We start from the raw sequence: 12,367 nt of genomic DNA on the forward strand, positions 1-12,367 counted from the left end.
TTAAAAAAAAATATAATAAACTAATTTTCTCGCAACTTCAATCTGGAGATGAAGTCTATCTCCGTGTGGATTGCCTATTCCATGCCCCATAAGCCTACCTGGATTCGCCGGGTCCCATACATCATCCCAATGATATGTTCCATCTGTTGAGCCATAATAGGCCTTGACTTCGGCATCAGTCATTCCTGTTGTGTTTATATATCCTTCATGCATGAACACGCCCCTGTACAGTTCTTCTGCCTCTGCCCGGCTTGCTACAGTTACTTCTGTGTGCCCGAGTTTAATTGCGTCTGCTGCCTGCTTAACCGTTGTTGAGCTCCACTTTAATTCGGTAATTACCCTACGAATTTTACCACCCAGCTCTACCAGCTTCACACCACTAAAACTTACATTGGGTGGAACACCATGCATCGGCACTCTACGGCCAGTCAGGTTTCCATTGTAATCAATGTAATGGTTGCCCAGTGTTCTCTGCCCAAATAGAAAGTCCTCAGCCCAGGTACGCTTCGTCGTTACTCTATAGTTAAAACCATAGGTTACACCAAAGTTCATACGATCAGAAAGATCTGATGATCCACCACTAGGAGTAACTTTTATACCACTTAACCTAACTACGTCTGTCTCCGGGTTAAAATGGTGCCATACCTTAGGTAAAAAAGGCATTATCGTTGTATCATCACCCAAAGGGTCTGCCAGTAGAACCGGGTTGTTAAACACATGATGGTAGGGTGTACTCTCATGATGACGTCCGCTTTCGGGATCAATCTGCTTCCACCTTCCAATTTGAGGATCAAAGGTACGAAAAAATGCATCGTACTGATTTAGGTCAAAATCATTGGTATGTTCTATTCCGTTATATTCCCTTCTGTTTTTGTAGTAATTTGCACCCTTTAAGGCATTAGTTGAAATTCCTGTCATTGTCAATCCAAATGGATAGTAATGCGTTTCCTCCAGCAGTGGTCCACTAGCTACTCCCAATATAACATTGTCAAAAAATACATCCTGCTGGCTTTCATTGCTTGTATACACATAAAGAAACCCGCTTTTCTCAACTGCCATTTTTTCTACACCGAGCTCTTGTAATTCGTCTGGGCTAGCATTTACCTGCCTCACACCACTGTTATCTTCCACCAACTTAAAATTATCGTCGAATAAAACGAAGTTTAGATAAGCCTTAGGACGATCTGGCAGCCCATTATCTTTGTTCTTTTCTTTTAGACGCTGATAATCATTATTATAAAAGTCGGGACTAAAAGGAGTTGTATTAGAAAGAACCTCTGACGCATGAGAACTACTTTCTGTACTAGTATTTCCAAACGCTTGTACTAAACCTGCCAACATATCCTCTACCGGAACTTTCGCTGTATTATTCGTTGGACCTTGCGACTTATAGAATGCCCGTGCGTTGATCTGTATTGTATCACCCGCCATAACACGCAGTGCTATTGATGGTCCTATCTTTTTCCCCCCATCTTTGGCATTTAATTTAGCAACAGCCCTGTTTCCGTCTGTGGTTTGATCATCCGGGTATCCAGAAGGTTTCTCGGTACGGGTCTCTTCCACGTTACTAAATAAAGCGGCCTCTTTCTCAGCAGCCTCTATTTCCATTGTAGCAGCGTACATAGTAAAATCTGTCTGATCAGTCAGCACCGTTCTGACATTCCCTAAGTGATCCTTTTCAAAATAATCATAAGCATACTGCACGGATTGTCCACTTTTGTAAACTGGACGAATACGTCCCTCCGTATGGCTTATAAATTCCAAACTATCCTGCTTGTAGACAAATAACCCTACATAATCGGTCACCGTCGTTTTGGGTGTACTCCCCGTATTGTCTAAAACTGTCTTGCTCAGTTTATTGCCAATGGCATCATATTGATAAGTTATCGTTCCCTTGCCCGTAATTGTAATTGTAGTGGGTAGGTTCAAATAGTTATAAGTAATCGACGCAATTTTCTTATTCAAATCTGCCGTCACGTTGCCATTAACATCATAAGAGTAATCGTCTGTCGTTATGTTAGCATCTATGAAATCACCCAGCATGGCCGATTTAGTAATAGATGAATCTATATCACGTACACCTCTTAGCTTATTGCTGCCATTACCATAGGTATAAGTCAAACTATCTATCGTTTTACTAGTGATGCCTACCATTCCCTTTTGCAGCATCGTTCTGATATTCCCATTGGCATCATAAGTGAGATTGCCAACGGTAAAATCTTTATTACCTAGCGCCCAGTTACTACCGTTTCTCTGGGTAAAATCAGCGGCCGCGAGTCGGTTAGCCTTATCGTAACCATAGCCATAGGCCCAGGCACTATCCGCACGGGTCTTCCATTTAATACCCGCAATATTTCCATTGAACTGGTTGGTGATAAAACCATAATCATAGCTAAGTTCCTGGCCAAACCAGTTTGAGGTATTATTACCACTGTTTAAAAAGTTCTTATTAATACTTTGCAGCCATCCCCGGATGTTGTATGTATAATTCAAGCTATCGATCACGCTTCCCGAAGAAGTCATACCGAGAAGCTTAAGTCTTAGCCGCCCGGATTCATCATAGCTATTGGAAGATATCATCTTTTCCTGATTTACGTCATCATTAAGCCTTTTCCTCACTGTAAGCAATCTGCCTCCATGATCGTACGTCATACTCGTGAACAACGTTGTTTGAGCCGTAATGCTTCTGGGATTTTGATGACGTAAATAAGTAGCCAACACATTTCCACTAAAATTATACAGTGTGGTCAAGATGTCTTTTCCTCCAAGATGGTTCTCACCAACCATTTGTATGATACGGCCTTTAGCATCATAATAGGTAGTTGTTGTCAACCATTTATCTGTGCCTAACACTCTTATTTTATTTCCCGTTACCAGGCCATTTGTTATAATACTTACGGGCAACTTCTCTGGATACAAGGTATCCGCGGCCTGGAGTTTTCCAGTATCTGAGCCAACAAATGCCAGCTTACCGGCGTAGTCGTAATTATCGTAAAAAGTGTAAAACAGAGGTGTTAAAGCTGATGCTGATATATTAGGCAATGGGTTACTGGCAGTTAAGATAGTGGTATCACCAACGACGGCAGCATCAATCTTTATATCAGTTTCACCAGCCGCACCAGTATCAAACCCGTCCAGCATGCTGATACTGTTGGATGCTGTATATAAAGGACTTCCATCGTGGCTATACAAAGCCAGATCCGGCTTTGCAGGAGCTACGTAAGAAATTGACTGGGTAGATGTCGATACCGACGTATCCATAGTCGCCTGTAAAGCGTCTCTCGTTGACGTCCCTTTATATATTGCCATCATTGTTGGCCGGTTCAACACGTCATAGAAAGTCACCATCCATTCCATAGGCGATTTAGCACGCTGAACAGAGTCTTGCGTAAAAACTAACCTGTCTCTTACATCATAAACCATAAAAACGCGCCCGGCTCCTGGCACTTGTTTAATAGTCATACGTTGGCGGTCATCATATTGGTACTGAAAACACAGCTCATTAACAATGCCCGAACTTATTATCCAACCACCTTTGACATTTTCTACCGCCAATGGAGGAAGAACGAAACGCAAATTCCCCAAGTCATCATATACATAGTAGGTACATAGCCAACCTATGTGTGCAGTGCCGGGATTTGCAGCAATCTGTACCTTTTTCAATATAATCTGACCTTGCTTATCCCTATATTCTACTTCTTGGCTACCTTGCTCGTCAATAGTTACATTCTTTTGTAATTGTCCTGCAGTGTAAATGCCTGTACTAGCAGGTATCCCAGTTGCTATATTCCATATCCTCACGGAGTCTGCAACAGTATTAACCAAAGATTGCTTTTCTATTGGATGTGTAGTCCAGCTATTACCCGGTGCGTAAGCTTTAATTTGTCTGTTAAGTGCTGAAGATTCAAATTGTTGCCGACCATAAAAAATACTCTCTCCAGCAGCGCCCGGATTAAGTATTCCGTTCAGGTAGAATGCCTTCTGCGAATTAAACGGATCAGTTTTAAACTTTCCATCACTGACATTGTCCGATTGTTGGACATATGGCAGATAAATATATTGTTCTCTGCCATAGTCATCATATAAAGAAGGAGACACCAGATCTTTACCTTTACTGCTAATCCCTTTTGATACGATTTGAATAGGGCGGCCCAGACCATCAAGGTACTGTGTCAGCTGTTTCACCTCACGTATACTCTTGCTAATAGAAGTTACAGCAGCAGTGTCTGTTATTGGCTTATCCGGCTGCCAAGTCCTGATATAGTTGATTTTCGTATTGGTATAAGCGGCTGGAACCGTTACGGCCGTTGCTGTGGTTCGCGTTCCACCTGGTTTATTCTGGGCCGAGACAGCGCCTGAAATAACAGACATTGCCATCAACGCTCCGGTATATATTACATATTTTAAATTCATGGTGTTATGATTATTTAGTAAGAGGAGCCTGATATTGGTAATCAATTTGTTTCAGGACATTTCCATCATGGTCTCTTATCACCTTCAGTCTACCCAAACCATCATACTCGTAGTAAGTAGTTCTTGAGTTCTGATCTGTTTCGCTGGTTATACCTAACCCAGGATTGTAAGTGTAAGTAGTAATTAACACTTTTTGACCTGCAAGTGCTATGCGTAGGCTATTCAATGCCGTTCGTAACTGCTGGTCGTCTGCAGGAGCATCTAATACCGATTGATTAACCAGCCCTTTAATATCTGAGTATGCCTTTCCTACCACCTTAGCAACCGGATACTGGGAATTGTACCCCCAGATAAATGCCGTTTGTATTCCGTCACTAAGTGTTGTCAACACCCTGCCTCTGGTATTGTACTCAAGGAATTTTCCTTTTGAGAAGGCAGCTCCGTTGCCAACCTTGAAGAAGATCTCAGCAGGATTGACTATGCCATTGCTGAATTCAAGAAAATCATAGGTTTTAGTTATTTTGTTTGCGCTGTCAATTGTTTCCGACTGAGATACTATCGTTGACAATCGCCGTTGCGTTATTAGTTTCTGCATAGCAGTCGAGGGATTGACAATATCCTGAGGATATTGATAATGCTCGCTAGCTACCTTAAGATTACTAAGTGTCATTCTTTTGTCCGTTAACAACTTATGTATCACATTCTTATAAGAGTAGTCTGTCTGAACAGTTATTGACCTGGAAGTATCTTCCTCATAAGATGTTTCAATCGTTTTATTCAGAGTAACCCAATTTCTCCTGATAGCAGGATAGTAATTCAAATGCATCCCACCTTTTTCTGGATACGATGGATCTCCCAGTGCACAAATGGCTTTTAAATCAATTGCCCAGATAAGTGAATTCAGATTTTTATCCTCATATTCGCTACGCGTCTCAGTCACTTTACGAAATGGAGAATTGAAAGCATTTTTAGCATATGCTGTCTCTCTGATCAATTTTCCATTAAATGGATTGGATATAAACGCACATGCCCCAGGCCATACATCGAAACCCTGTTCCCACGCTCTTAACGTACCATTTATAGACACTTGCACTGGCCTTTTAAGAAAGAGGAGTGGACTGTAATTGAAGACTGGATATGGTTCATTAATAAACTCATAATCCTTCCTGATAGAATCGCCCTGCTGTGAGATTACATACTCTGTTACCTTATCATAAGCAACAGACACTTCTGGTAAAACCGGATTGCTTGTTAAAAAGATGTCGTTCGTACCTAGGCTCTGACCTGGATATGGATTATAATCAAAATATCTGGGTCTTGCCAGTAGCTTTCCATAACTGTATTTTATACCGGTGGCAGGATCTGTATATCCATATACCAGTTTAGTTTCCTTAGTATTGTTGAAATTGTCTGACTGTATAATTTTGCTAATCCGGACGCCAGCACCAGACTCATAAGTAAGTCCTCCAGCTGGCCTCAACAAGCTCCAGGACACATCTAAAAAAAGCTGATCTATATTTCTTGCCTGGTTATCTTTGAGCACCACCTCTACTGTATAGTTTCCAACAGTCAGGTCAGCTGAAAAAATCAACTTCTGATAGATATCAGTATTTAGCAGATCCAGATCAGCAAATTCATCGAAAGAAAACGTCTTTACAATCACACCGGAACTATTCTTTAATGTAATAGTTGAAGGTGTCATACCTGTTATAAATTTCTCTGCTCTTCGCACTCTAAGGTCAAATCGTGCGGTAGCTTTACCACTTATCTGATCAGACTGTGTGACTGAAATAGAATAGATTTTTATAGGAGCATAAAAGTCCGCGGGGGTATTAAAGTCTGATATTCTCTTATAGAACGAATTATAATATCTGGTTGCACGCGAGTCATTAGCCACAGACTTGTTATAGTCATAGTCGTTTGATTCATACTCGAAAGTTTCTGTACCGCCAGTTGGATAGGTCAACTTTTTCAACAAAAATACGCCGGCATATGTCGCATTTGGTGATCTATCCGCACCTTCTGTTGTTACGATATAAGGATTTACCTCACCTATGAGCGGATATCCGACAATCAACCTCGGAACAAGGCAAGGATTATTCAGCACACCATTAAAATAACCCCAATGATCTTGTCCGGTTGATATCTTATTTGGAACATATGTCTCATTATATTCAAAAGAATATCTTTCGTCGCTAATTGTCTGTGCCGCGTCCTTTGTAAGTACACTCTTTAATTTAAGTCTCCTATTAGTATTGTCAGTTGTATAAGGAAAGTACAACGATGGGTCATAGCCAAGATTCATATTATTTCCCGTTACATTTGGAATGAAGTAATCATACTCAAGATTTACATTCTTGATCAGCTGATTCCGACCATTAAATATTTTAACTGTATCTAGCTTACTTTCTCCATAAATATCCGCTCTGGCAGAATATAAAAATTCAATCTTACCGTTTGGATAAATAATATTTTTGAGTAATTTTTTGCTATACTGATAATATGAAGAAACTTGCCTGTTGGTAACAGGATAACCCGGTGTATAGAAGTTAATTTGATTAAGCTCCGTAGCTCCGGTGACATTATAGGAACTTCCGACTTGTGAATCATACATAAACAGAATGGTGTCTCTATCGATAGTTTCGATTTTATCCAGAAACCAAGCCGTAGCAGCAGGAGGTATCGCCCCTACATACATGGACTGCATTTCCTCGGAAGTGAAATAATATTTATTTCCATCTTGCGTTGTCACTTTCCAGGAAACGGTTGCGTTTCTATCCCCACTTCTTGTAAACTCAACCAAAGTTTGGTCCTCATTTTCCAAAATAACAGAAGACTTCGAGCTGATTATAAACTTATTACTATAACCGGGGAGCTGCAGCGTAAATTTATCGGGTTGAAAATCGAAAAAATTCTTTCCGTTAACTACTCCATCACCACTGACATATGGGTACAACTGAATATTGCTTGGATTAAATTTTGCAAGCGGCACAGTATCTTGATACAATAATGGATAACCGACTAGTTCAGGTTTGCCGATATCAAGATATCTATTGCTGTCGAAGTCGTCATAACTATAAATATTTCTGCTTATCTGTCCTCCAGCGTTTAATGCCCACCCCAGTCCAACCCGGCCCGATTCCTCTTGTACATGAACCGTAGCTGAATGATACATAAGGTTAATAGGAAGACTGAAATTTGCGAGCTGAATTTCGTGGATGGGTACAGTTATATTTGTCGTTCCCGTATAGTATGAAATTGGCACATCTGAAAATTTCTGCATGGCCTTTACAGCGGGGGACGGGGGAATGATTTTGGGCAATTCAAAATTCTGTCCTTTGGTAACTATCGCACAACATAAAATTGTACTGGCCACCCCAAGCACCTTTCTTTTATTAAGCATAAAACTTTTAATTATAAGCGAACCTACGTTTATTTATTTCTCAGTATTACAATAACCGCCTCTATCATTTGGTTCCTAGTTGCAGCATCTTCTCTTTAAGAGTGGCAATTTCCATCTCTTGTTCTTTATTGCGTTTATCCTGCTCAATCAAATGCAGCGTCAGCTCCTCAATCTTCTTCAACAATATCGCATTCATGTCCGCCACATTTATCCCCTCTTTCTGGATCTCCTTCACTGACGGCACTTCCGGTAAATGATTGTTCTCCTTCACATATGCCTCTAGTTCCTGCAATGACATCAGCTTATAGCTCTCTCTAAACACATAATCCGGCCAGTTAGCAAACGCTTTCACCTGAATCCTCGTAAACATCGCATCTCCATTAACCGCCAGCTTATACCCCTTGGTATCAGTGGTCCCAATGCCCACATTACCATTCACAGCATTGCGGGCCCCGGCCAGTATAACATCTCCGTTTGCCTTGAAAAGCAGCGGGGCGAAATACCCACCCGTTATAGCTCTGGTGCAATAAAACTCAAGTGTCGGTCCAGTCAGATCATTTGTGAAATAGCCATCTTTTCTTAAAGATATCAGCCACATGTTCGGCTTGCCTGAGGCCAATCCTGTTGTTGTCTTTATACTGAATTTCATATCTGAATAGGCAGCGGCATCACCATCACTAATCATATTGATTGCACTCCTGGTAGTGCCCATATCGATAGTCACTTTGTCGGCCCCGGGAGCAGTCCCTATACCAACATTGCCTCCTGTTGTTAATGTACCCTTCATATTCAGGTTACCCGTGTTATCAAGGAACATCAACTGGTCCGTATCTGTGGTATAATCAATATTTCCATTATCATGTGCTAACCAGCGAAACTTAAAGCCAGTGGACTTAGGACCAAACAATCCGTAGTTTATAGAGGCATTGGACTGATGAATAAATCCGGACCTGTTATTGGATGTATACAAACCTGTGGTGATCGTATTTGTATAGGTGTTGGGAAAGTCTATAGTAGAGAAAGTCCCCGTTTGCCCGTTTACGTAAAGAGATAATAATAATGCTACTAAGCTTAAAAGTCCCTTATTCATGGTATATAGTTTATATTAAATGTAAATCTTCTGAGCTTCACCTATAGAACGACGGTCCAGGATTAACATCCGCTTGTTTACGATAAATATGGCATGGCAGCTCCATTATAAGATGCCTTATAACAGTCCAAAGCCACTACAGACGAAGATCCGAATTGAGAATTATGACTATGCTCGAACAAAATATAGGAACCCTACGAAATGGGTATGGGCAACATCAAATTTCAACTAGTCGCAAAGGTGCTAAAATGACACTACAAAATACATAACACATTAGTTGTATACAACATCCCATCAATTACTCACTTCGATCACAAAGATCGATACCCCCTGCGCATTGTATCTGCGTATAGTCAATCAATTCTTTGTCAATCCAGATGGTTATATATAAATACTTTTATTCTGAAAGTCATATCTTCGCAACAGCTCTTTAAATCACTGCAAAGTACATCATTTGAATATGGCCTCACTTGAGTGCACTACCGACACCCGATCATCTCAAATGAATGAATATTAAACACTTGCATCAAAATATACTGAACCAATCCGGTTCACGAAAGCGCGATGTAAGTCGCGCTTTTTTTATGCGGTTTAGTTTGACTGGTGTAGGTTTGAGGGATTTTGGGTGCTAAAGTAGCTTAAATAAAATCAAGTTATTTAGTGAGCGTTCATTGAGCAAATAGGTGAACTATCTTTGGTGCTCACTAGTCAAATAATGTGCTTGCAGTGTGGTTTGAAGAGCGATTTAATAACCGCTTAAATGTGAAGAAAAATGAATGTAAAGCCGAAATTGTCAATTCTGGTCTTTGGCCGGAAAAGAACAGGCGTTACTGACAGCCTCTCCCTTTATATTAGAGTTAGTATCGACGGATTTAAGGAGGAAATCTCCTGCGGGATCAAGGTCCGACCCGAACATTGGAACATCACCCTCGTTGCCCCGCCTTTTATACAGTTTCTGTTCGTAGACTCGAACTTTTGCCGCTGGCTTCTTTCAGATTCCGCCTCGCGATGGATACCCTTGCCTTAAGCTAACACTCCTTACTGTAAAGCGTGTTCGGGACTTACACCCTATAGTGAATATACATGCCTGACACACAAACCGGGTGAGGCGCTGTTGTCGCGCCGTCCCCCTTCCCCCTTCCGCAGGATTTCAAACAATGTCGGGAGGAAATTATGAATAAACGATTCTTATATAAAACTTCTGGTTGCCAATCAATGCAGGGGGGTATGTGGCTTAGCAATAAGACCACTCTTTTGAGTTTGCATGTGGCACCTATAGAAAATAATACGCGAAATTGCAACTTGCATAACAATGTCTGCTTAGAGAAGATTGTTTTTATAGGAACAATAAAGGCCCGCTCCTAAGAACCAGCCCTTATAGATCTTTTTTTATTCTTTTCATCTCAGGGCTTGTTTTTCAACCGCCCTCTTGGAACTATAATCCATAAAACCCAATGTCCAATTTTTTAAAATGAAACGTCCTGTTTTTCAGCTTGTCAAAATTCCTATAAATAAGCCACTGATAAGGCGTTGCTCATTTACAGGAGTTAAATTCTGAATACCTAACTGTCACACCAACTGTAACCCCAATCCATTAAATCAAGTAATATCAAATATTTATTCCCCGGATGATCAATCGTTATCAAAGACGCTTTTCTTCAATATTAGGAGAAACGTGACATTTGGTTTTATCCCGGGAATATGGTTCTATCATACAAAATTCGCGACAGTAAAGCATTGTAAGACTATTCACGAAAAATGCTTTTGGGACATTTCGTTTTACGGTTTATACCTGCAACTCGTCCGGACTCTCTTTCTTACCTATGTAGAAGCGATTTCCTTTTCGATACTCATTACAAAATAAAGACGAATCATCTTCCCCTTCGGGCAGAGAACGTAATCCGTCTTTATCAATCAAGATTAAATATGATATGGGCTGTCTGCATTCACCAATATTGAAATTAGTGCTTAAGAGTCACCATCGGCCAACCATTATCTCTTGAGCCATACTTAAACAAGTTTTCCTTTATAAAGTAAGAAAATATTGCAAGGCCATTAACGTACTTTTTGTCGACATCATTTGAAGCTCTGCTACAACAATCACTTAGTTGCCTCTTCAAAAAAAGTTATATAAGATTTTAAACACGTTGAGAATGGGCGCTCCATATTATTTAGGAATACAGAATTACATATCTCCTTCAATTCTACTGAAGGGTAATTAAATGAGACGAAATAGCTATAATCATGGCTAGGCATTCCCAAAGGGTCTGCCTTTGCTGTATATATAAAGGAACTATCCTGAACCAAACATTTCAACCATGTATTTGTCCGTTTATCGGTAACAATTCTATATTTTTTTGTTCTAAAATTATAACAATAAGCCTTATGTAGATTATTTCTAGTGACGATAACAGTCAACATTGCAGCCGCAAAGCCACGACTTCCTATCACTTGAATAACATCCTTTTTATCCTTTCTAACATTTCCCACAATACTATCTAGAGTCGATTTATAAGATTTGATATCAAAGGATGAGGAATAATGGCATTTGCATCCTAAATTAACCTGTGCTCTAATATCCTTACTTAAGAATATCAGCAATATTAAACCACATAAATAACGCATATTTTCTATTTTATCTTAGCAATCTCATTATTTTGAGTATTTCCTTAGTATCCTTATAGTACTGTGGTATGTCATTAGCGACTTTGGGATCAAGAGGCCCATATCCATGTTGCCCACCATCTCTGTAAACATTTGTTCCCTGCGATCTCAAATATACATTACTCATCTGAATAGCATCTTCTTGGTGAAACACTGGATTTCCTAAAGACCATCCCACACCATGCCCAAGTACTTCATGCGCAATTACCTCTCCAAACGATGGTCCTCGTGGTATATAATTACCGTTTTCCTTATAGTCATGAGTAGCGATTGACTTTGAATCCATAACTATACCAGTAAATGTACTATTATCACCATATTTCTTATTGATTCCACCACCACCGTAGTAATCAAACATATCTGCCGTCGATTCACCTATTAATTTCTCTGTTCCTGGTTCTACCGTCTCACCGCGTTTCAAAACAGAAACAACATGTGTAGCGTCCTGATTTATTGCCAATAAATAGGCGCCCGCAAGCGTTAGTTGATCCTGATTCAATCCACTTGAGGCATCAATAAAGGCATTGATGTCAATGCTATTAAGTGTGCGCCCATCCTTACCAAGCTGAAAAATCGACTGCATACCTTTGTTTCCAGCAAAGGAACCACGAATCCCTTCCAGCATCCTTTGCGCAGATCGTTCAGAATATCCTCGTATCGTATCCCCACGAAAATCAACATTAAAAATTGGATTATTCCCCATACTCTGCTCATTAAAAAAAATCAGGTACGATGAAATAGATTTTGCAAACGGTCTTTCAAGGTTGCTCAATATTACAGAGTGGCATATTTCCTTT

6 protein-coding genes are annotated in these 12,367 nt (G+C 40.2%); 1 reads left to right on the plus strand and 5 read right to left on the minus strand.

Annotated features, from left to right (window positions below; genetic code table 11):
• From CLV42_RS23730 to CLV42_RS23740, 3 genes are all read right to left on the minus strand, one after another.
• The gene (locus CLV42_RS23730; protein WP_106604414.1) at positions 1–4,413 is read right to left on the minus strand and encodes a DUF6443 domain-containing protein; all 4,413 of its coding nucleotides are present in this window, start codon (positions 4,411–4,413) and stop codon (positions 1–3) included.
• 10 nt (positions 4,414–4,423) lie between these two features.
• Positions 4,424–7,816 (minus strand): RHS repeat domain-containing protein, encoded by a 3,393-nt coding sequence (locus CLV42_RS23735; RefSeq protein WP_106604415.1) that lies wholly within the window; start codon positions 7,814–7,816, stop codon positions 4,424–4,426.
• 64 nt (positions 7,817–7,880) lie between these two features.
• Positions 7,881–8,906: a hypothetical protein gene (locus CLV42_RS23740; RefSeq protein ID WP_106604416.1), complete on the minus strand. Its 1,026-nt coding sequence runs from the start codon at positions 8,904–8,906 to the stop codon at positions 7,881–7,883.
• Positions 8,907–9,678: 772 nt separating this feature from the next.
• On the opposite strand from CLV42_RS23740, the gene CLV42_RS34625 reads away from it, so the two are divergent.
• Entirely contained in the window at positions 9,679–9,933 is a 255-nt protein-coding gene (locus CLV42_RS34625) for an Arm DNA-binding domain-containing protein (protein ID WP_394337225.1), read from the plus strand.
• A gap of 1,073 nt (positions 9,934–11,006) precedes the next feature.
• Here the strand turns inward: CLV42_RS34625 and CLV42_RS23745 are convergent.
• Together CLV42_RS23745 and CLV42_RS23750 are read right to left on the minus strand one after the other, a co-directional pair.
• Positions 11,007–11,531, minus strand: a complete 525-nt coding sequence (locus CLV42_RS23745; RefSeq protein ID WP_106604417.1) for a hypothetical protein — start codon at positions 11,529–11,531, stop codon at positions 11,007–11,009.
• A 10-nt stretch (positions 11,532–11,541) separates the two neighbouring features.
• Positions 11,542–12,367, minus strand: an 826-nt coding sequence (locus tag CLV42_RS23750) for a hypothetical protein (protein WP_211303522.1), incomplete at its 5' end; no start/stop codon positions are given.

Origin of the sequence: Chitinophaga ginsengisoli (assembly GCF_003014595.1) — a bacterium.
In the GTDB taxonomy this organism is placed as follows: Bacteria; Bacteroidota; Bacteroidia; order Chitinophagales; family Chitinophagaceae; genus Chitinophaga; species Chitinophaga ginsengisoli.

Bases quoted from the DNA above. Each gene is read 5' to 3' on its own strand.
- CLV42_RS23730 (WP_106604414.1), bottom strand. From the start codon at position 4,413: ATGAATTTAAAATATGTAATATATACCGGAGCGTTGATGGCAATGTCT.
- CLV42_RS23745 (WP_106604417.1), bottom strand. From the start codon at position 11,531: ATGCGTTATTTATGTGGTTTAATATTGCTGATATTCTTAAGTAAGGAT.
- CLV42_RS34625 (WP_394337225.1), top strand. From the start codon at position 9,679: ATGAATGTAAAGCCGAAATTGTCAATTCTGGTCTTTGGCCGGAAAAGA.
- CLV42_RS23735 (WP_106604415.1), bottom strand. From the start codon at position 7,816: ATGCTTAATAAAAGAAAGGTGCTTGGGGTGGCCAGTACAATTTTATGT.
- CLV42_RS23740 (WP_106604416.1), bottom strand. From the start codon at position 8,906: ATGAATAAGGGACTTTTAAGCTTAGTAGCATTATTATTATCTCTTTAC.